The 20171-nt window shown below is 60.7% G+C and carries 19 protein-coding genes, 1 tRNA gene and 1 riboswitch; of the genes, 7 read left to right on the top strand and 13 right to left on the bottom strand.

Features of this window, described 5'->3' with window-relative positions:
- Positions 1–36 precede the first annotated feature (36 nt).
- Positions 37–2007: an NHL domain-containing thioredoxin family protein gene (locus QZ822_RS06770; protein ID WP_294643515.1), complete on the top strand. Its 1971-nt coding sequence runs from the start codon at positions 37–39 to the stop codon at positions 2005–2007.
- 234 nt (positions 2008–2241) lie between these two features.
- Here QZ822_RS06770 and QZ822_RS06765 read toward each other — a convergent pair whose 3' ends face one another.
- Positions 2242–3219, bottom strand: coding sequence for a hypothetical protein (locus QZ822_RS06765; RefSeq protein WP_294643513.1), 978 nt, complete (start codon positions 3217–3219; stop codon positions 2242–2244).
- A 63-nt stretch (positions 3220–3282) separates the two neighbouring features.
- Between QZ822_RS06765 and QZ822_RS06760 the strand changes: the two genes are divergently transcribed.
- Positions 3283–3984: a hypothetical protein gene (locus QZ822_RS06760; RefSeq protein ID WP_294643512.1), complete on the top strand. Its 702-nt coding sequence runs from the start codon at positions 3283–3285 to the stop codon at positions 3982–3984.
- A 144-nt stretch (positions 3985–4128) separates the two neighbouring features.
- Here QZ822_RS06760 and QZ822_RS06755 read toward each other — a convergent pair whose 3' ends face one another.
- The 10 genes from QZ822_RS06755 to QZ822_RS06710 form a co-directional block, all read right to left on the bottom strand.
- Positions 4129–4794 carry a bifunctional 2-polyprenyl-6-hydroxyphenol methylase/3-demethylubiquinol 3-O-methyltransferase UbiG gene (locus QZ822_RS06755; RefSeq protein WP_294643510.1) on the bottom strand — a complete coding sequence of 222 codons (666 nt, stop codon included), beginning with the start codon at positions 4792–4794 and terminating at the stop codon, positions 4129–4131.
- A gap of 226 nt (positions 4795–5020) precedes the next feature.
- Entirely contained in the window at positions 5021–6133 is a 1113-nt protein-coding gene (locus tag QZ822_RS06750) for a MauE/DoxX family redox-associated membrane protein (RefSeq protein WP_294643508.1), read from the bottom strand.
- 336 nt (positions 6134–6469) lie between these two features.
- Entirely contained in the window at positions 6470–7525 is a 1056-nt protein-coding gene (locus QZ822_RS06745) for a ThiF family adenylyltransferase (RefSeq protein WP_294643506.1), read from the bottom strand.
- Complete coding sequence (locus tag QZ822_RS06740) at positions 7516–8286, bottom strand: thiazole synthase (RefSeq protein WP_005509016.1); 771 nt, start codon at positions 8284–8286, stop codon at positions 7516–7518. The genes QZ822_RS06745 and QZ822_RS06740 overlap by 10 nt, the downstream gene beginning before the upstream one ends.
- Before the next feature lie 147 nt (positions 8287–8433).
- Complete coding sequence (gene thiS / locus QZ822_RS06735) at positions 8434–8631, bottom strand: sulfur carrier protein ThiS (protein ID WP_049328087.1); 198 nt, start codon at positions 8629–8631, stop codon at positions 8434–8436.
- A gap of 48 nt (positions 8632–8679) precedes the next feature.
- Entirely contained in the window at positions 8680–9762 is a 1083-nt protein-coding gene (gene thiO, locus QZ822_RS06730; protein WP_294643505.1) for a glycine oxidase ThiO, read from the bottom strand.
- 2 nt (positions 9763–9764) lie between these two features.
- Positions 9765–10385, bottom strand: a complete 621-nt coding sequence (locus tag QZ822_RS06725; RefSeq protein WP_294643503.1) for a thiamine phosphate synthase — start codon at positions 10383–10385, stop codon at positions 9765–9767.
- Positions 10386–10826: 441 nt separating this feature from the next.
- Complete coding sequence (locus QZ822_RS06720) at positions 10827–11243, bottom strand: carboxymuconolactone decarboxylase family protein (RefSeq protein WP_294643502.1); 417 nt, start codon at positions 11241–11243, stop codon at positions 10827–10829.
- Positions 11243–11704 carry a MerR family transcriptional regulator gene (locus QZ822_RS06715; protein ID WP_294643500.1) on the bottom strand — a complete coding sequence of 154 codons (462 nt, stop codon included), beginning with the start codon at positions 11702–11704 and terminating at the stop codon, positions 11243–11245. The genes QZ822_RS06720 and QZ822_RS06715 overlap by 1 nt, the downstream gene beginning before the upstream one ends.
- Positions 11705–12244: 540 nt before the next feature.
- A tRNA-Gly gene (locus QZ822_RS06710) sits at positions 12245–12318 on the bottom strand.
- Positions 12319–12470: 152 nt separating this feature from the next.
- Here QZ822_RS06710 and dcd point away from each other — a divergent pair.
- A complete protein-coding gene (gene dcd / locus QZ822_RS06705; protein WP_049359310.1) occupies positions 12471–13070 on the top strand; it encodes a dCTP deaminase in 600 nt (199 codons plus the stop codon).
- A 131-nt stretch (positions 13071–13201) separates the two neighbouring features.
- Complete coding sequence (locus QZ822_RS06700; RefSeq protein ID WP_294643498.1) at positions 13202–14533, top strand: septin family protein; 1332 nt, start codon at positions 13202–13204, stop codon at positions 14531–14533.
- A gap of 146 nt (positions 14534–14679) precedes the next feature.
- Here QZ822_RS06700 and QZ822_RS06695 read toward each other — a convergent pair whose 3' ends face one another.
- Together QZ822_RS06695 and QZ822_RS06690 are read right to left on the bottom strand one after the other, a co-directional pair.
- Positions 14680–16116 (bottom strand): MFS transporter, encoded by a 1437-nt coding sequence (locus QZ822_RS06695; protein ID WP_294643496.1) that lies wholly within the window; start codon positions 16114–16116, stop codon positions 14680–14682.
- Between the two features lie 159 nt (positions 16117–16275).
- Positions 16276–16509 (bottom strand): DUF4235 domain-containing protein, encoded by a 234-nt coding sequence (locus QZ822_RS06690; protein WP_005506756.1) that lies wholly within the window; start codon positions 16507–16509, stop codon positions 16276–16278.
- A gap of 267 nt (positions 16510–16776) precedes the next feature.
- Positions 16777–16877: riboswitch (TPP riboswitch) on the top strand.
- Between the two features lie 57 nt (positions 16878–16934).
- Between QZ822_RS06690 and QZ822_RS06685 the strand changes: the two genes are divergently transcribed.
- The 3 genes from QZ822_RS06685 (at position 16935) to QZ822_RS06675 (ending at position 20050) form a co-directional block, all read left to right on the top strand.
- On the top strand, positions 16935–17567 hold the full coding sequence (locus QZ822_RS06685; RefSeq protein WP_294643494.1) for an ECF transporter S component: 633 nt from the start codon (positions 16935–16937) through the stop codon (positions 17565–17567).
- Between the two features lie 63 nt (positions 17568–17630).
- Positions 17631–19256, top strand: coding sequence for an ABC transporter ATP-binding protein (locus tag QZ822_RS06680; protein WP_294643492.1), 1626 nt, complete (start codon positions 17631–17633; stop codon positions 19254–19256).
- Positions 19253–20050: an energy-coupling factor transporter transmembrane protein EcfT gene (locus QZ822_RS06675; RefSeq protein ID WP_049362007.1), complete on the top strand. Its 798-nt coding sequence runs from the start codon at positions 19253–19255 to the stop codon at positions 20048–20050. The genes QZ822_RS06680 and QZ822_RS06675 overlap by 4 nt, the downstream gene beginning before the upstream one ends.
- The last annotated feature ends 121 nt before the right edge of the window (positions 20051–20171 follow it).

Raw genomic sequence — 20171 nt, 5'->3', positions numbered from 1 at the left:
CGCCCACACACGGCGCACCCAACAGGAGAGAGAACCATGAGCGAGAACACCACCCGCAGCGTACGCGTACGCGCCAGCGAACTCGAAGGCCGAGCCTGGCTCAACACCGGCGACAAAAACCTCACCCTGCAGGACCTGCGCGGCAAAATCGTTATTCTCGACTTCTGGACCCTCTGCTGCATCAACTGCCTGCACGTGCTCGACGAACTACGCCCCCTCGAAGAAGAATTCTCCGACGTGCTCGTCACCGTCGGCGTACACAGCCCCAAATTCGAGCACGAAGCCGACCCCGTAGCGCTCGCCGCAGCCGTCGACCGCTACCACATCACCCACCCCGTACTCGACGACCCCGAACTGACCACCTGGCAGGCATACACCGCCCGCGCATGGCCCACCCTCGTCGTCGTCGACCCCGAAGGCTACATCGTCGCACACCTCTCCGGCGAAGGCCACGTGCAGGGCCTCACCTCCCTCGTACGCGAGCTCGTCGCCGAGCACGAGACGAAGGGTACCCTGCACCGCGGCGACGGCCCCTACGTGCCCCGCCCCAAGGCAGCCGGCACCTACGCCTTCCCCGGCAAAGCCATCGAACTGCCCACTGAATTCGGCCCCGCAAACCTCTTCGGCAACCGCGAGCGCACCTACCTCGTCGCAGACAGCGCGCGCCACCGCATCCTGCAGGTAGCAGCCGACCTCAACACCGTCATCAACACCTACGGTGGCGGCGACGACCCCATCAACCACCCCGTTAAGGGTCACGTCGACGGCACCGGCACCGAAGCACGCTTCAACGAGCCTGCCGGCCTCGCCCTCGTACCCGAAAACCTGCGGGAACAGCTCGGCTACGATGTGCTGGTAGCTGACACTGTCAACCACCGCCTGCGCTCCCTCAATCTGAGCACCGGCGAAGTGCGTACCCTCGCAGGCAACGGCGTGCAGCGCGTCATCGACGGCGACAACGCCATCACCGGCGACCCCAACCACATCCCCGCCGGCGTACCCGCCACCGAAATCGCGCTCTCCTCACCCTGGGACGCCGTCTACTCCCGCGAAGCCGGCCAGTTCATCATCGCCATGGCAGGTACCCACCAGCTCTTTGGCTACGAACCCATCAACGGCACCGTTAGCATCTTCGCAGGCTCCGGTGTCGAAGGCCTCGCCGACGGCCCCGCCGCCGACGCATGGTTCGCCCAGCCCTCCGGCATCATCGAAGCACGCGACGGCAGTCTCTGGGTCGCATGCTCCGAAACCAGCGGCCTGCGCCACGTCACCTTCACCGAGGACGGCGTACAGGTCACCTCCGCCGTCGGCAAGGGTCTGTTCGACTTCGGCTTCGTCGACGGCGACTCCGACACCGCCCGCATGCAGCACCCCCTCGGCCTGACCGAACTGCCCGACGGCTCCATCGCAGTCGCCGACACCTACAACGGCGCCATCCGCCGCTGGGACCCCGTAACCGGCACCCTCGGTACCCTCGAACGCGGCCTCGACGAACCCTCCGACCTGCTCGTCGAAGAAGTACCCGGCGAAGAACCGCGCCTCATCATCGTCGAAACCAACGCCCACCAGCTCGTACGCGCCTCCATCCCCGCCAAGGCACAGCACGTCGACGAAGGCGCCATCACCACTGCACGCCCCTCTACCAAGCTCACCGGCGGCACCCTCAAATTCACCTCACGATTCACCGTGCCCACCGGCCAGAAGCTCGACACCCGCTGGGGTGACCCCACTCAGCTGAAGATCTCATCCACCCCCGAGAACTTCATCCTGGAAGGCGCCGGCACCTCCACCGGACTGACCCGAACCCTCGTGCTCAACCCCGATGTGACCGAGGCAGTCCTGCACATCACCGCCCGCGCCGCCGCCTGCGACGGTACCCCCGGCGGTGACATCCCCGAGCACGCAGCATGCCACCTCTACCAGCAGGACTGGGGTATTCCCGTTGTCGTGACCGGTGATGAGGCAGACGAAAGCGAACTCGTCCTGGACCTGCGCGGTATCAACTAGGGATCTATAACAGAAAAGAATCAAGGGTCAGTATTATCCTCGCTCCTACAGAGGCACCCGTCCTCGCTTCGCTCGGACACCCTGATGTCGCTACGGATAATACTGGCCCTTTCTCAACCCATATAAGCTACGAGCCAGTATGCTCTTCGCTCCTACAGGGAACCCGCCCTCGCTTCGCTTGGGCACCCTGATGTCGCGTTCAGAGCATACTGGCTCTCGCGCAGCTCAGCGGCTTTAGAAGGAGACTCGGACCGCCTTCGCATCCGCCTCCACCGACGCCTTCAACGTAAACGGAATCTCCTTCTGCACCTGCGAACGCGCACCCGTATACAAATCCAACTGAGTAAACGACACCTTCGCCGTACCCGACATCGGCTTCAACGACCACACACCCGCCGAACTCACACTCACCTGCGGATCCGCCACCTTCTCCACAGACCACTTCACCTCAGAATCCACACGGCCCGTAAACGCATACTCAAAAGGGCACCCACCAGGATAAAGAGTGCTCTGCTGCGTGCACTTCTTCAAATGATCCTGCACCTGCTCCTTCACCGACGCCAACGCATTATCACTCGGCTTCAACTCCATACGCACCGAATGATTCGCATCCTGCGCAGTCACCACCTCATTCACCTTCTGCGCCGTATAAACCGTCGAATCATACGACACCGCATACACGCCAGGGTAAAACACCGGGAACGACGCAGAACCACGATCCACCGCAACCTTACGGTTATTAATCGTTGCAGCCTCCACACCCTGAATATCGACCTTCACCGACGGCAAAGACGCCTCATCAATAGCCCACTTATCAAAAAAGCCCCAATGCGTACCCGAACGATGCAACCGAAAATCCGTATGCTGCCGCGAACCCTCCAACGTATAGGACGCACGCACCGTCGCATGCTCACCATCGGCGCTAGTCTCCACCACCTCATACGACACCTCACCCAACGAAGACACCGAACGCCTCAAAGCATCCCCATCCAGCAGCGACGCGTCACCCTCAGGAATCTGCGCACCCAACAAACCACGCGCATACGAACCATTACCCGTACGCAACGCATGAAAATACTCCCGCACCTGACCCGTCGGACCATACACCAACTTATTCGTCATAACCAGCGCCGCAGCAGCCACAGAAACCGCCACCACAACACCGACCATCCACATCGCCAGGACCCGCTCCACGGGAGAAAAATTACGCATAGAACCAGAGTAACGCAGGTAGTCCGCTAGGTTTCACGCACCGCACACACTAAAGTTGTGTATATGGCAGAACGCGCTCACGAAGTCCCCGCCAAATACGGCGAAGTCAAAGAACTATTCCACCCCCGCATGCGCTCCTACGGCAGGCGCATCGAAGCGGCACTCCCCGGCACCATCGTGCTCCTCGCCGCGCTCGCCTTCATCCTCTACAAGCGACCCGCCCTGCCGTACACCATCCTCGTACTGCTCATCGGCACCATCGCAGGCGTCAACCTCTACTCAGTCCTCAAACCCACCATCATCGTCATCACCAAAACCCACGTGCTCCGCGCACGCACCTTCGGCTGGTTCGCCGTACCCCTAGAAAACATCGACCACACCATCTTCGTCGAAAAGCTCTACCCCAAAAAAGCCTACGGCCAGAAACTCAAAACCGTCGCCGGCCGCCTACGCTACCGCAGCTTCCCCGCCATGTGGGCCGTCGACAAAGACGGCAAACAGCTCATGCGCATCGACGGCCGCGTCTGGGACGGCAAAACCATGCGAGAAGTCTCCTCCAAACTCTCCGCTCAGACCACCATCTATAAGCAGATCAACGTGGTCAACATGGACAAAGAACACAAGGGACTCATCACCTTCAACGAACTGCACCCCGGCTGGCGCTCCAGCCTCATGACTGCACTCGCCGTCATCATCGTGGCAATCCTCTTCGCCGCATCCTTCATGCCCGAAGAACTCGCCCGCACCATCTACCTCATCCACTAGAACCCCCGCTCTTCATCGGTGCTTCTTTTCGGATGCGTATCTTCCGAACGCGCAAAGGCCCGGCACCTACCCCACACGGGGCAGGCACCGGGCCTTTTGCATGCCTAACTCAAGGCACATTACGCGCTAGCTTGAGAAGCGAACCTAGCTCGCCGGGCGCGACAGAACCGCCACCAAATACTCCGAAGAGCCCTCCACAAACGGGTGCATCTGCCACGAAGAGTACGTGTTATCAACGTTCAGACCAACCTCGCGGGCATCAGCGAGGAACTGCTCAAACGCATAATCACGGCCCGGACCCGAACCGTAACCCACGACAGCACGGCCACCAGGCGCCAACACACGACGGAAATTCTCAACCACCGGCTTACGAGTCGAACGGGCCAAGAAACCCATCACATTACCCGCACACACTAGCAGCTCAAAACCATTCTCCTCCGTAGCGTCACCCTCAATGCCCAGCACCTCCGGCAAATCCACCAGATCGGCAGTAATCCACGTAGCATCCGGGCAGACGCGGCGCGCCTCCTCAATCAGCTCAGGATCAATATCCACACCCGTCACACGGTGACCCAACGCGTGCAGCTGCTTACCCACACGACCGGGACCGGAACCCGCATCAAGAATCTTCGCGCCACGAGAAGCCATAGCATCCAACAGACGAGACTCACCCGCAATGTCGTTACCCTCAGCCTCCATCGCCTTAAAACGGTCAATGTACCACTGAGAATGATTCGGGTTGCTCTCCTTCTTGATCAGCCACAGGGACTTATCACGCTCAGCAGGAGCGCTGAAACTCATCATTGCCATAAAAACTCCTTAGACAGGGTTGAGGATGCGCCAACAGCCACCAGGCACGGTGACTGCGGCATATAAGCGGTGTGTGCGCTACGTTCTAGCATAGCCCCACCCGGCGTCTGCCGGTAAGGACAGACTAAGAGCTGGGCGGGGCTACCGGGGCTACCGGGGCGGCCGGGCGGGGCTACCGGGGCAGCGCGAAAGGCTGGGGCGCCACAGAGAAGCTACAGGGGCACGGTTAGAGGTGATCGCCGCTAGTATTCGACGTCTCCTCAGCAAACGCCTTACGCATCTGCTCCTGACGCTCCTCCTCAGCCAGACGAGCAGCCTCAGCGAACTGCTCCTCAATATCGGTCAGCAGCGCCTCAACCTGCTCATTACCAGCCACCGGGCCGCCAGCAAGCAGACCATCAGCCCCCAAAACCACAGCCAACGGCACACCATTACCGAAATTCGCGCGCGCACCCGCCTCACGATCAATCAGCGGAGTCAAACCCTCCGGCAACGTACCCGCATTACGCGAAGTCTGCAACGACTCCAGACTCGAATACACCGGATGCAACGCCACCTGCGGCAGACGCTCCTGCCACGAAGCCATCGTCTTCAAAAACTTCACGCAACCAGCGCAGGTCGCCGACACAAACACCAGCACACGCGCCTGATTCTTAGCCAACGCACGCAAATTCGTGTGACGGCCATTCTCCAGATACAGCGCCGCATGCGGAATCGGCATGCGAACATACTGCTCCTCGCCGTTCTCGTCATACACCGGTTCCGGCAAGATCACCTGAGCCTGCGGCTCCGGCTGTGCCAAAGCGTCACCGCGGCGAACAGCCTCCAACGTCAGCGCAATCAGCGTCGCACCAAAAACCCAAGTCCAGCCGCTATTACCCAGCCCCAGCAGAGTCGACACAACACCCGTGCCGCCCTTCAACGCACTCGCATGCGCACCAGCCGCTGCCAACAGCAGCGCAATATTACGCACCAGCGTGTAACGGCTCACCGGCGCATTCGACTCAGAACCGAAACAATTACAACCCGCAGTACGACCCGTCGCCAGTGCACGCGCAATCACCACCGTATAGAACAGCATCAGAATCAGCGCCAAACCCGAAGCAATCACCGCAGGCAAACGCACCGGCGACAGCAGCAGAACGGCGGCTAGAGCGATTTCGAACCACGGCAAAATCAGCGACACCGCACGGGTCGGCGCAATCTTCTCCAAACCAAGATTCTGGATGCCGGTCACGGTACTCTGCGGGTCCTTCGCCTTAGCAATACCGCTAATCAACAAAGTCAATGCAACAAGTGCCGTACACAAAACAAGCGGCACAGTAGAGACGGTGAGCATAAAACTCCTAGAGTGAGTGTGCGAAAACAGGAGGCGGCTACGGCAGTTTTTAGGCAGGACAAACCGCGCGACGTGCCGCCGTGTTATACACGATTTTACGCCCTGCACATGGGGAATTGTCCCTACCAGTTAAGCGGAAAGCGGCATGCGCCCTCGTTCCTACAGGGAACCCGCCCTCGCTTCGCTTCGGGCACCCTGATGTCACTACGGGCGATACCGCTTTCCTTAGGGCTTGGCACGCTATACCCTTCCTCCGCTCCTGCAGGGAACCCGTCCTCGCTTCGCGTCGGACACCCTGATGTCGCTTCCGGAAGGGATAGCTACGCCGATGGTTCCCTAAATCGCCGTGAGGCGCACCCCGTACTCGCCCGCCAGCTCCGCGTACGCCTGCACAAAGCGCTGCGCTCGCGCACCCGAGGCACAGAAAACGCCCACACGCTGATTACGCACCGACTCAAACAGGCTCAGCAGCTCCGCGGGCACGTCGGTTGCCGGCAGTAGCGACCCCTCAGCGTCACTCAGCTGCGACAACGGCACATGCAACGAGCCCTCATGCTTCACCGACTCCTCACGCTCGGGCGCCTCACGCACATCCAGCAGAACCTGCGGGACCTCATGCGCCGACAAATCCACCGGCACCACACGCGCCGGATCAGGCACCGTCCCAAACGACGTACACGTACCCGACAAGGCATCATATGTCAGCAGGGTGCCCGCCGCCGTCGGCAAACCACTCACAAACTTGAGCACCTCCGTCGCCATCAGTGAACCAACCACAGCCGTCGTCGCACCCAACACCCCGGCAAGCGCACACGACTCTACCGTCTGCGGAATCGTCGGAAAAATATCACGCAAATGCGCGCCATCCGGCTCAAAAAGACTCACCGACCCGCCAAAACGCAAAACCGTGCCCCACACCAGCGGCAAACCCGCAACCTGCGCAGCATCCGCAATCAGATACTTCGACGCAAACGTATCCGTACAATCCACCACACAATCCGGTGCCGATGCGGCAAAAAGATCCAAAATCCAGGACGCATCCACATGCCGAATCGTTGTCTCAACCGTCAACGACGGGCACAGCTCCAGGGCACGGCGCGCCGCAACCTCCGCCTTCGGCTCACCCACATCAGGCACACCGAAAAGCGGCTGACGCTGAATATTCGACAGCTCCACCGAATCAGAATCCACAATATGCAGATACCCCACACCAGCCGCCGCCAACGCCTGCACCACCGGACAACCCAAACCACCAGCACCAATCACCAACACGCGTGCCGCCGCCACCGCATCCTGATCAAAGCCAGGCAGGCGACGCTGACGGTCAGTGCGCTCGCGATCCAGACGCGCATGCTCCGGATTCACCGGGGTAGGGGTGAGATTTACATCCACGAGACGAAACCCTCCGACGGCGACGATGCCTTCGCGTGCTCACGCACCGGAATACGGCCAGCCTCACGCGCCAACGCACCCGCCTGCACCGCAAACTTCATCGCCTGAGCCATCGCCACCGGATCCTCAGCACGATTCACCGCCGACGCCAGAAGCACCGCATCACAACCCAGCTCCATCGCCAGCGCCGCGTCGGATGCGGTACCCACGCCAGCATCCAGAACCACCGGAACCTGCGCGCGGGAAGCAATCAGCTCAATATTGTGCGGGTTCAAAATGCCCAGACCGGTACCAATCGGCGCGCCCAACGGCATAACCGCCGCAACGCCCGCATCCTCCAGGCGAGCGGCAGCCACCGGATCGTCAGAGGTGTACGCGAGCACCGTGAAATCCTCAGCGACCAGCTGCTCGCAAGCATTCAACAGCTCCACGGTGTCCGGCAGTAGGGTGTCTTCGTCGTGGATGATCTCGACCTTCACCCAGGAAGTGCCCAGCGCCTCGCGGGCGAGCATCGCGGTCATCACCGCATCGGCTGCGGTGCGGCACCCTGCGGTATTGGGCAGCGGCGCAATATTGAGCTTCTGCAGAAGCGGAAAAATGGGGGTGCCTGCGGCGTGACGGCGCATGGCAACGGTCGTCATTTCGGTGCCGGAGGCGATGAGCGCCTGCTCGAGCAGGTCCATGCTGGTTGCGCCTCCGGAACCCATGATGAGGCGGGATGTGAAGGTGCGGTCGCCGATGGTGAGCGGTGTGAGGCTCATGGTGTTCTCCTCTGTGGGAACGTCTAGATAACGGGGTTTAGGTGTGTGGGCGCGGCGGCGCGCCCGGTGTAGAAAGAAAACCGAGAATGGCTGTTCTTTTTTTGCTGGTGGGTATTTGCCGGGGGTTTGCCAGCACAAGCTGGAGGATTAGCCGCCCTGAACGGCGGTGAGGGCATCCACCCTATCGCCCTCGTTCAGCGGCACATCCAGCCATGTGGAACGCGGCACGATACTGCGGTTGAGCGCCACAGCCACACCATTTTCGGTACCGAATTGGTCCATGACAAGGTCAAATACGGTGCGGGCGTTCGTGGTTAGCGGCTCGCCGTTGTAGGTGATGATCATGCGGAATCCTTTCGTGAGGGCGCCGGGTGCACCCGGCGGGAACTGTGTTTAGTGGGTGAATCGTGCCGGGTCGCACGCCTGCATGATGGGCGGAATCTCAGCCCCGCAGGCGACCTCCGCGCTGACCTTACCGGCGAGTGCGGCAAGCAGAATGCCGTGGCGGAAATAGCCCGTGGACACGAGCTGCCGGGTGCCGTCAGCGCGAGTGCGGTACCCGAAGATGGGCAGGTCGTCCGGGGTGCCGGGGCGGGCGCCGACGTTCGCCTCCAGAAGCTCGCACTCTTCAACGGCGGGCACCAGGCGGATTGCGTCACGTAGCAGCTGGTGTACGCCGTCAATAGCGGGGAGGGTGCGGTGGTCTTCGCGGCTGGTCGCGCCGATGCACAGCTCCCCGTCGGGGCGGGGGATGAGGTAGACGGGGCGGGAGTTCACGTAGCCGCGCACCACGTGCTTGAGGATGGGCCGCGGGGTGCGCAGGCGCAGAATATCCCCGTAGACGGGTCGTAGCGGGTAGTCCCCGTGCAGTGTTGCCCCTAGTCCGGTGCAGATAATGTCGCCTGCGTCCGGGTCGGTGACCCGTTCGGTGCTGAAGGTGACGCCGCGGCGGGTGAGTGCGTCTTTGAGGGCGCGCCTCATGAGCCGCGGGTGCAGCTGATGGTCACTGGGAATGCTCACGGCACCGGCAATGCGCGGCGCCAGGAGCGGTTCGAGGGCGCGCGCCTGCGTGGGTGTGACGGGGTCTGCGGGGCGGTTCAAATCCCGGTAGTAGGCGCGGGTGCGCTGCAGATGCTCGGCGTCGGCACGGTCGGCGGCGACAATGAGCGTGCCGGTGGTGTCGTAGCCGGTGGGCAGGTCGGTGGCGCGGCTGAGCCGCTCCATGAGGGAGGGGTAAGCGTCGGCGCTGGCGGTCATGAGCGGGAAGAGCGCGTCCTGTTGGAATTGCACTTCGGCGATGGGGGCGAGCATGCCGCCGGCGTAGTGGCTGGCGGCGGGGTAGAGCGCGGTGCCGTCCTCGGCGGTGCTGTAGTCGCTGGTTTCGGCGTCGATGAGGCGCACGCTTTCGCCGCGTTCGGTGAGCTCAAACGCGGTGGTGAGACCAATGATTCCGCCGCCAATAATGGTGATGGTCATGGTTATGCCTTCAGTGCGGGGTTGTCGACGAAGGCGCGTACCATGGCGATTCCGGCGACCCCGGTGGTGCGGATGGCGGGGCAGTCTTCGGGGGTAATGTCGCCGATAGCCACGGTCGGTACGGCGGACAGTTCGGCAAGTTCGCGGAGCCCGTCAATGCCGAGGGGCGGGCGGTTGGACTGCTTGGTGGGGCTGGGGCGGAACGGCCCGGTGCCAATGTAGTCAATGAGGTGCGCGACCTTGTTGGATTCTTCGACGAGCTGCCAGGTGCCGGTGGTGAGGCCGATGATGGCGTCGGCACCGAGGAGGGCGCGGGCGTCGGCTACGGGCAGGTCGTCTTGACCGATGTGCACGCCGTCAACGCGCACGCCGCGGGCACGCAGCGCGAGGGCGACGTCTACGCGGTCGTCGACGAGCAGGGTCTGGTGCGGCTGGATGATGCCGGCGATAGCTTCGGTGAGCTGGTAGAGTTCGCGCGCACTGATGGGTTTGGACCTGACCTGGATGCAGGTGGCGTGTTTGGCTGCCCGGACGGTTTCGAGGGGGTTGTCGCCTGTGACGAGGTAGAGGCTCAGGTCGAGGGGGCGTTCGGGGGTGGTGTAGGGGTGCGTTTCGCGGGTCATGCGGGTCTACGATTCGTCGTCGAGTAGCTGTTTTTGAGAAATTCTCTCATTGAATTTCTGTGGTTAGGTTAGCACAGCTGTGTAGTGAGTTGAACATTCTTCAAACTTTTGAGATGTCTGACGGGGTGCGTTCCTCGCTTGTGCGAGGGATGGGCCGGCGCGCTATACACTTCCTTCGCTCCTACTGCAGGAGCAAGGAACATACCGCCTCGACCCGTCCAACCGAGCCTAACCACCACATCCAACCCAAAATAAAAAGCCTCCTGCCGTGGGGCAGAAGGCTTGTGGAGCGGCTGACGGGCTGGAAGGCGGAAATCCCGAGCGCGCGAGGGAATGTATTTCCGCCTGGAAGCGATTCCCGTCAGCCGCTCCAATAGAACGTCACTCTGGATACAAAGGTTTCCGGCCCTGCCGGGAAGTGTCCGGAGTGGCGTTATCAACTTACCTGTCGTAGTTCCGCCGTGAGTCTATTGCTTCCTGTGCTGCGAAAGTAGCGTTCAGTGCTCGTGGAAAGCCGCAGTACACTGAGGCATGCAGGATAGCTTCCTGAATTTCCTCTTCGGAAATCCCGACATTGAGTGCCGCTCCAACATGAACTTTAAGTTGAGGTTCGCATCCGCCTAATGCAGTCAATACGCCAATGGTTACTAGCTGGCGACTGCGTGCATCCAGACCGGGCCTATCGTAAATATCCCCGAAAGCAAATGCGGCGATGTGGTGTCCTAAAGCAGGGTTTGACGTGGAAAGTGATTCGATAACACTCTGACCAGCGTCTCCGTCGATACGGGAGAGAACCTGCAATCCAAGATCACGACGTCGCTGGTTATCGATGGAATCAATATCGTACTGATCACTCATTATGGACTGGAACCTTTCTGATACATTGCTATCTTGAATTCGGTAGCTGCCAGCGATAACTGAAGATCCTCTATTCGTTGTCGAAGGATGTCGCGATGCTCCAGCATCAAATCAAGACGCTCCTGTACTGTTTCTGCACCTTGTTCAACCAAGGAGATGTAATGCTGGAGTTGGGCAATCGACATTCCAGAGACCCGCATTCGGGTAATAAAAACCAAACGCCGTACAGCCGCAGCATCGTAAAGCCGATAGCCGGATGCATCGCGTCCTACTTTCACCAGCTCTGCACGTTCGTAATAGCGCAGCGTATGTGCGCTGATTCCCAAATACTCGGCAGTGGTGGCGATATCCCACTGAGTGTTCTCGTCATCTCTGATCAGGTCGCGCAACGCCGCAGTATTTAGCCCTCCGGGTGGATCGATCGCGAGCCTAAGGGCTTGCTCTAACCGTTCTTCCAACATATCAATTACACTAAACCTTTGAGTGCGCTCGAAGGCAAACTGCTATGGTGCTTCACGTTCTGTGACCTGGGATAGGTGTGGCTGATGTTGGCAAGGTAGCCGTTCAGGAACGGTACGGTAGCGGTTGGTCAAGTCCTGTGGAGTGGTGTAATCGTTTTGTGTCCTTCGGGTTGGGTACCGCAGACAGCTCGCCGGGAAACGAGGGGTGGCAGCCGGGTATGGTGGTGGTTCCGTAGGAACGTCGGGGCACTTTCCCGAGGGCTCATTGAGAAAGGGTCTGCTGTAGCCCCATGCGCACGCTATACACTTCCTTCGCTCCTACTGCAGGAGCAAGGAACATACCGCCTCGACCCGTCCAACCGAGCCTAACCACCACATCCAACCCAAAATAAAAAGCCTCCTGCCGTGGGGCAGAAGGCTTGTGGAGCGGCTGACGGGCTGGAAGGCGGAAATCCCGAGCGCGCGAGGGAATGTATTTCCGCCTGGAAGCGATTCCCGCTTCAGGCGCGGAAAAAGCCCCGCGACGAAGTCCGGGGCTTGTGGAGCGGCTGACGGGAATCGAACCCGCGTATCAGGCTTGGGAAGCGTGCGCTCTACCATTGAGCTACAGCCGCATCTTTTTCAGTGTATCGCGCCTGCTTGCCGGGGGTGAAATGTGTTACGGCTGTTTGTGCGCCGGCGTCGGGGTTGAAATGTGATGTAGGACTGTGTGCTGGGGCTGGTGGATGCCTGCACATGGGTGGTGTTTGCCAGGTATCCTTTAAGCGTGCTTATTTCAGATCGCGATATTCGTCAAGAGATTGCTGATGGGCGCATCGTTCTTGAACCGTTCGATGAGTCGATGATTCAGCCTGCAAGTGTGGACGTGAGGATTGATCGTTTCTTCCGTCTGTTCGATAACCACAAGTACCCGCATATTGATCCTGCTCAGCCGCAGGAGGATTTGACGCGCCTGGTTGAGGTGGCTCCTGATGAGCCGTTTATTCTGCATCCGGGTGAGTTTGTGTTGGGTTCTACGTATGAGAAGGTGACTCTGCCTGATGATGTGGCTGCCCGTTTGGAGGGTAAGTCATCGTTGGGCCGACTGGGTTTGTTGACTCACTCTACGGCTGGTTTTATTGATCCTGGTTTTTCTGGGCATGTGACGCTTGAGTTGTCGAATGTGGCGACTTTGCCGATTATGTTGTGGCCGGGTTCTAAGGTTGGTCAGTTGTGTTTCTTCCGTTTGAGTAGCCCGACTGAGCATCCGTATGGTTCTGGTGCGTATGGTAACCGTTACCAGGGTCAGCGTGGCCCGACTGCTTCGCGTAGTTATTTGAATTTTCATCAGACGATGATTCCGACGGATGGTTCTGTGGAGTCTTAGTCTTTCCCGCTTTGGGGTGCGGGTGTGCAGGCTGTGTGTTTGTGCGCCCGCGTTGGGCGGTTTTTCCGTCTGTTGTGCTCGTGCGTTCACTCGCGTGCGGGTTTTTATCTCTCACTCTCTAAGGATTTTTGATGAATCTGAAGCCTGTTGTTCTGCGTGTTGCTGGCGCGGAAGTTTCTTTGTATCTGATTGATATGTCGGACTCTTTTGTGGAGCGTTTTAAGAAGGCGTGGGAGCCTCTTGCTCCGGAGTTTTTTGATACTCCTGATGAGGCGTATGCTTCGTTGTCTCGTTTTGATCAGGTGATGCTGGTTCATGCGCCGACTGATGAGTCGGTGATGGATTTGGCGAATCCGTTGATGGGTTCGTTTGATAAGGTTTCGACGCTGCGTGTGGCTGATGATGATTCGGGTATGCAGGATCTGACGAGCCGTATTACGTTGGCGATGATTGAGCAGCTGGTTGGTCGCGGTGTGATGCTGCATGCGGCTGTTATCGGTGACCCTGAGTCGAAGCGTGCTGTGGCGCTGGTGGGTGTTTCTGGTAGCGGTAAGACGACGGCGTCGCGTTTCTTGGGTTCGAAGTTTGCGTACCTGACGGATGAGACTGCGATTATTTCGGATGAGGGTGTTGTGTCGCCGTATCCGAAGCCGCTGTCTGTGATTGTTGACCCGAATGCGCCGAAGGATCAGCAGAACCCGGTGGATTTGGGTTTGAACGTGGTTGATCGTGATGACCTCAGCTATGAGCTGTCGCGTATTGTGTTCATTTCTCGTGATGAGTCGGCTTCTGAGCCGTATTTTGAGCGTGTTCCGCTGCATGAGGCTCTGGTGTTCTTGAGTGAGCAGAGCTCGGGTCTGGCGCGTCACCCTGAGGGTGTTGTGTCGCTGGCTAAGCTGGTGGAGCGTTGCGGTGGCGTGTGGCGCCTGGTGTACTCGGAGATTGAGGATACTCTGCCGCTGGTTCAGGATCTGCTGAATGGTGGTGAGCTGCCGAATACTGATGAGGTTGAGAAGCTGGAGAAGTACACGGCTGAGGATCACCTGCCGGGTGTGTTCTTGAACGGTACGATTGCGGTTTCTCGTATGCCGGGTACTTCGGGTGTGCGTGTGGGTGAGGACGGCCCGTTCTTGCTGCTGTGTGACACTGAGCTGAATGAGCTGTCTGATTTTGCGGCTGAGTGCTGGCTGCAGGCTGAGGGCGACATTTCGTACGATGACCTGTTTGCGCGTTTGGCTGAGATCTTTGAGGGTCTGCCGCCGGAGGCGTATGACGAGAACCTGAGCGCCCTGGCGGCTGGTTCGATGCTGTGGGTTCGTGTAATTGATGATCCGCTGATTGATGACGCGACCTGGGCTCAGCTGACTAGCGATGAGGTTTTGGATGAGGAGGAGCAGCAGATTGCGCTGGATTCCTCTGAGGACGCTGCCTCTGACGATGAGGATGACGTGGTGGAGGACTAGCCACTGCGGCTCTCTGAGCTCCGCTTGATAGGCACTGCTTAAGCACAAGGGAGGGGCGGGTAGAAGATGATTTTCTACCCGCCCCTCCTTTTACGTTTGTGGGGTTGCGTTTGCGGGGTTTGCAGGACGCTTAGCCCCGCGACGCCTTACCGGGCAGCCTTGTCGCGGCGCTTCTGTTCACGCTTCTGCTCGCGGCGAGCCGCACGCACACGCAGCGCACCGGGCGCCTTCACCGGCAGCAGCAGGAGCAGACCCGCCACCACAACGATCAGAATACCGAGCACACCCCAAATCTGCGCGCCCATGATGCTCACACACAGACCGAACAGCATCGGCGCCAGGAAGCTCGTGGCACGACCGGTGGTCGAGTACAGGCCGAACAGCTCACCCTCAGTGCCGGGCTCAGCCAGGCGAGCCAGGAAGGTGCGGGACGCCGACTGCGCCGGGCCAACGAACAGGCACAGCAGCAGGGCGCATACCCAGAACACACCAGGCTGAGGGAAGAACAACAGCGGGGTAGCCGCCAAAATAATGCCGACCAGCGAGATAACAATAATCGCCTTCGGGCCCAGGTAATCATCCAGGTAGCCGCCCAGGATCGCGCCAACCGCCGCGACAGCGCTACCGGCAATACCGAACAGAATCACATCGGAAGTGCTGAAACCGAACGTGCCCGCCGCGAGAATACCGCCGAACGTAAAAATACCGGACAGACCATCACGGAACACCGCCGAAGCAATCAGGAACCACAGGGTCTGCGGGGACGTCATCTTCAGCCGCTTAATGGTGCGCCACAGCGCCTTGTAGGAGGCGAGCAGACCGCCCTGACGGGCCGGGGAGAAACGCTCCAGACCCAGCTCCAGGAAACGCAGCTCGCGGGTGGGCAGCACCTCCGGCAGGAAGCGCTCGCGGGTGCGCATACGCACCAGCAGTGGCACGCAGAAGAAGAGGCACCATGCGGCGGCGAACAGCGCGACCGCACGGATATTCAGGGCGTTCTCGGTGGTCAGGCCGAGTACCTCGGGGGTAAGCACAAAACCCCACAGCACCACAGCCAGCGCCAGGATGCCGCCAATGTAGCCGGCAGCCCATCCGGCACCCGAAATCTTGCCGATATTCTCCGGGTGGGAGATGCGCGGCAGCACGGCGTTATAGTTCACGTACGCGAACTCGCTGAACACGCTCGCCGCAGAAATCAGGGTGACACCCAGCCACAGGTACTGCGGGGTGGGAGCCACAAAGAAACACGCCGCCATCGAACCGACCAGCAGTAGCGTGTTCACGCCGAGCCAGAAGATACCGCGGCCGGACTTGTCGTTACGCTGACCGGTGACCGGCGCCAGGATAGCAATCAGGAAACCGGCAATAGTCAGACCCAAAGACAGCGCCGAGGAGGTCTCTTCGGGAGTGCCGAAGTAGCTGCTGGTCAGGTACACGGTGAAGATGAAGGTCGTCATAATCGAGTCGAAGCTCGACGAACCAACATCCCACATGACCCAGGACGCGATTGAACGGCGGCTATTCGCGTGGTCAACGACCCTACGCTGAGCCTTCGTCTTAGGGCGGGGAGAAGAAATAGTCATAGTTGTGCTTTCAGGTGCCGAGGTGGCGCTTCAGCGTAGCGGCGGCATGAAACCGGCTGAAGTAAGCGGGCGTGCTGAAGAGGGAACACCAGGCGGTACGTACCGAGCGAAGATACGTACCGCCTAGTTCATGAACTTTCGCGCGGAAGGCGCAAAGTCTTAGTTGAAGAAACGACGCTGCAGGCGAGCAATACCGAAGCTCACCACAGCACCCACGACGGAGGTCAGAACGGTCCAGAGGATGACCTGACGCAGGGTGTCTTCAGACTCGTGGGAAATGGCGGGAGGCTGGTTACCGGTAGCCTTGGTCCAGGCTGCGCCCAGGCCCTTACCAACCAGGGCAGCAGCGCCCATGTTGATACCCGCAATAGCAAGCTTAGCGACGGGGTTCATGTGTATCTCCTTAGCTGTATACGATGCGGCGTCCTGCCCGTGAACCCCTTCGGGGTTGGGGTGAGAAAAGAGCGCCACTCCCTAGCGTATAGGGTTTAAGGCGTTCGTGCCGCCTTGGAGCCGCTCCGTCCCAAAATTGTACACCGTGCAATTCTGTAATGCGGGCAAAAGAAGGGAACAAAAAGCGGCAAATTGGCATGAACAGCCAGACACGCCTACAATCGAACCTGGGTTCCCGCCCGCACCACAACGGTACGGACAAGGAACCCCAAACGACAGGGGAGCGCCACCGAGGCGCTGAGAGTGCTAAGCAGACCCTCGAACCTGATCCGGTTAGTACCGGCGTAGGGAGTCGAATTTCTTCTCAATGCCCTCGTCCAATCAGAGGGCGAGGACATTCCCCTTCCAACGACGGAAGGACCACAATGTCACAGAACGCAACCCCCGCCTCCCAGGCATCCACCCAGGCAGAAGCGAAGAAGCCGAACCTGCGCTGGCGAGTCAACGAAATCGTCATCGCCGCAGTTATCGCAGTAGCCTGCGCCGTCATCTTCTGGATCTGGGACATCGCAGTTTCCCCCGCCACCAAAACCGCACTCGTAGCAGCACCCGAATTCCGCCCCATCATCGGCGGCGCATGGCTGCTCGGCGGCACCCTCGGCGGCCTGCTCATCCGCAAGCCCGGTGCGGCACTCTTCTGCGAAATCGTCGCAGCATTCATCTCCGTACTCTTCACCGGCGGCGCGTGGAGCGGCGAAATCCTGCTCGCAGGCCTCATCCAGGGCATCGGCGCAGAAGTTGCCTTCGCAATCTTCGGCTACCGCCGCTGGAACGCAACCGTCGCCATCTTCGCCGGTGCACTCTGCGGCCTGTTCATGGGCGGTAACGAAATCTTCATCTACTACCCCGACATGGAACCGGTCAAGGCAATCATCTACGTAGCATGCTCCGTCATCTCCGGTGCAGTCATCGCAGGCTTCCTGGCGTGGATTCTCGTGCAGAACCTCGCCAAGACCGGTGTGCTCTCCTCGCTGGCATCCGGCAAGACCCGCCGCTAACCACCAGCAACTAGTCACCACTCGGCACGCAACAGCAGCCACACAAAAGGCTAAGGAACCATCATGGAAGCAACACCGCGCGGGGCGCGCATCGAGCTCAACAACTTCAGCTGGCACCACCCCGGACGCCCAGAACCCGTCATCAGCGGACTCAACCTCACCATCAACCCCGGTGAAAAAGTCCTGCTACTGGGCACCTCCGGCGCCGGCAAATCGACGCTCCTGCACGCCATCGCCGGTGTGCTCCACGATGACGACGGCGAATCCGCCGGCGGCACCATCACCATCAACGGGCAAGCCCCCGCCGAAGCGCGCGGCACCGCAGGCATGATGCAGCAGGACCCCGAATCCTCCATCGTCATGGCAACCGTCGGCAACGACGTAGCCTTCGGCCCCGAAAACCTGCGCGTACCCCGCGAAGAAATCTGGGGCCGCGTCACCGAAGCCCTCACCGCAGTAGGGCTCAACCACCTACCCCTCGACCACCCCAGTAGCGCGCTGTCCGGCGGACAGAAGCAGCGCCTCGGCCTGGCGGGCATCCTCTCGATGCACCCCGGCGCCATGATCCTCGACGAACCCACCGCCAACCTCGACCCCTCCGGCGTGCAGGAAGTACGCGACAGCATCCTCACCGCCGCGCAAGCCACCGGCGCGACCCTGCTCGTCGTGGAACACCGCGTGAGCATCTGGGCGCCGCACATGGACCGCATTATCGTGCTCGGCGAAGGCGGCACCATCACCCACGACGGCGCACCCGACACCGTACTCACCGAAGCCCGCCAAGAACTCATCGACGCGGGCGTGTGGGTACCCAACTACGTGCCGCGTGCGCCGCAGAGCGACAGCGATAACCAGGGCGGCGAGCACGGCGAGGCGCTACTTCGCGCCGAAAACCTCAGCATCACCCGCGCACAACCCACCCCCAAACAACGACGCGCACGCCGACGCACCATCAAACGCCTCGGCGACACCCCCGCACCCGCACCCACCGACCTGCCCGTACTGCGCGACGGCATCAACCTCACCCTGCACGCCGGCGAACACCTCAGCGTGCTCGGACCCAACGGCGCCGGCAAATCAACCCTAGCCCTCACCCTCGCAGGGCTTCTCACCGCACCCAACGGCACCCTCACTGCCACCGACGCGCTCCGTAATTACGACGGTAACCACGGCGGCGAACGCGGCGGCGAGCGCGCCCACTGGGACGTGCCCACCTGGACCCCCGCCCAAATGCTCAGCCGCATCGGCTACGTCTTCCAAGAACCCGAATACCAATTCATCCGCGGAACCGTACGCGAAGAACTCGAACTCGGCCCCCGCCGACTCGCCGCACTCACCCGCAAACCCCTCAACGAAGACGAGCTCGCCGCCCGCACCAACGAACTCGCAACCCACCTACGCCTCACCCACCTACTCGACGCCAACCCCTTCACCCTCTCCGGCGGCGAAAAACGACGACTCTCCGTAGCCTCCGCACTCGCCACCGCACCCAAAATCCTCATCCTCGACGAACCCACCTTCGGCCAAGATGCACGAACCTGGGCAGAACTCGTCGACCTCATCCGCGAACTCCTCGCAGGCGGCACCGCCGTCATCTCCATCACCCACGACGAAGACTACACCGCCGCACTCGGCGGCAACCACATCACCCTCGAAGCCATCGCAACCCCCGGAAAGGAGAACGCATGAACACCGACTTCTTCGGCACCATCGACCGAACCAGCTACTTCAGCAACCTCAACGCCGGCGTAAAACTCATCGTCTCCTTCACCCTCATCATCGCCGCACTCATCGTGCGCGACCCCCTCACCTCCGGAATCCTCTTCGCCCTCGAACTGCTCGGATTCATCCTCGTCGGATTCCGACCCGTCAACGTCCTCGCCCGCTTTTGGCCCATCCTCATCGCCGTCATCACCACCGGCTGGTCCGTCGCCATGCTCAGCGCCAAAAGCGGCACCACCATCCTCGACCTCGGCTTCAACACCATCACCACCGACTCCGCCGCCGTCGGCGCAGCCATGATGATTCGCTCCCTCGCCATGGTCCTACCCACCCTCGCATTCGTACTCACCACCGACCCGACCGACCTCGGCGACTCCCTCGCACAAACCTTCAAACTACCCTCCCGGTTCGTGCTCGCCACCGTCGCCGCCCTGCGCCTCGTCGGCATCCTCTTCGCCGAATGGAACGCCCTCGGCCAGGCACGACGCGCCCGCGGACTCGGTGCAGGACAATCCCTCGCCGGACGCGCACAAACCTTCGGCGGGCAAAGCTTCGCCCTGCTCGTGCAGGCTATCCGCCGCGGCTCCCGCCTCGCCATCACCATGGAGGCGCGCGGCTTCGGTGCAGGCGAACGCACCTGGGCTCGTGTGCCGTCCTATTCGCCGCGTGATGTGCACGTGAGCATTGCCGCCGCCGTCATTATCGCTGTTGCTTACGGTGCGTCTATTGCGGCGGGTACGATCCAGTTCCTCTGGGGCTAGACCGTTCCGTTTCTGGTTCTGCTGGGGAGACGGTATTCGTCCTCGTTCCTACAGAGGGAGGCGGGGTGCCGCATATTTCCTCCGCGCCTAGCCCCACTTGGGACATGAGTAGGGAGGTGCT

The organism is uncultured Rothia sp., from assembly GCF_916715725.1.
In the GTDB taxonomy this organism is placed as follows: domain Bacteria; phylum Actinomycetota; class Actinomycetes; order Actinomycetales; family Micrococcaceae; genus Rothia.
Note: the sequence above shows the minus strand (reverse complement) of the source record. Positions and strands in the feature narration are given on the sequence as shown.

Bases quoted from the DNA above. Each gene is read 5' to 3' on its own strand.
- QZ822_RS06715 (WP_294643500.1), bottom strand. From the start codon at position 11,704: ATGTTGGAAGAACGGTTAGAGCAAGCCCTTAGGCTCGCGATCGATCCA.
- QZ822_RS06680 (WP_294643492.1), top strand. From the start codon at position 17,631: ATGGAAGCAACACCGCGCGGGGCGCGCATCGAGCTCAACAACTTCAGC.
- QZ822_RS06755 (WP_294643510.1), bottom strand. From the start codon at position 4,794: ATGGCAATGATGAGTTTCAGCGCTCCTGCTGAGCGTGATAAGTCCCTG.
- QZ822_RS06690 (WP_005506756.1), bottom strand. From the start codon at position 16,509: ATGAACCCCGTCGCTAAGCTTGCTATTGCGGGTATCAACATGGGCGCT.
- QZ822_RS06770 (WP_294643515.1), top strand. From the start codon at position 37: ATGAGCGAGAACACCACCCGCAGCGTACGCGTACGCGCCAGCGAACTC.
- thiS (WP_049328087.1), bottom strand. From the start codon at position 8,631: ATGATCATCACCTACAACGGCGAGCCGCTAACCACGAACGCCCGCACC.
- QZ822_RS06765 (WP_294643513.1), bottom strand. From the start codon at position 3,219: ATGCGTAATTTTTCTCCCGTGGAGCGGGTCCTGGCGATGTGGATGGTC.
- QZ822_RS06760 (WP_294643512.1), top strand. From the start codon at position 3,283: ATGGCAGAACGCGCTCACGAAGTCCCCGCCAAATACGGCGAAGTCAAA.
- QZ822_RS06700 (WP_294643498.1), top strand. From the start codon at position 13,202: ATGAATCTGAAGCCTGTTGTTCTGCGTGTTGCTGGCGCGGAAGTTTCT.
- QZ822_RS06720 (WP_294643502.1), bottom strand. From the start codon at position 11,243: ATGAGTGATCAGTACGATATTGATTCCATCGATAACCAGCGACGTCGT.
- QZ822_RS06750 (WP_294643508.1), bottom strand. From the start codon at position 6,133: ATGCTCACCGTCTCTACTGTGCCGCTTGTTTTGTGTACGGCACTTGTT.
- QZ822_RS06675 (WP_049362007.1), top strand. From the start codon at position 19,253: ATGAACACCGACTTCTTCGGCACCATCGACCGAACCAGCTACTTCAGC.
- QZ822_RS06695 (WP_294643496.1), bottom strand. From the start codon at position 16,116: ATGACTATTTCTTCTCCCCGCCCTAAGACGAAGGCTCAGCGTAGGGTC.
- QZ822_RS06740 (WP_005509016.1), bottom strand. From the start codon at position 8,286: ATGAGCCTCACACCGCTCACCATCGGCGACCGCACCTTCACATCCCGC.
- thiO (WP_294643505.1), bottom strand. From the start codon at position 9,762: ATGACCATCACCATTATTGGCGGCGGAATCATTGGTCTCACCACCGCG.
- QZ822_RS06725 (WP_294643503.1), bottom strand. From the start codon at position 10,385: ATGACCCGCGAAACGCACCCCTACACCACCCCCGAACGCCCCCTCGAC.
- QZ822_RS06685 (WP_294643494.1), top strand. From the start codon at position 16,935: ATGTCACAGAACGCAACCCCCGCCTCCCAGGCATCCACCCAGGCAGAA.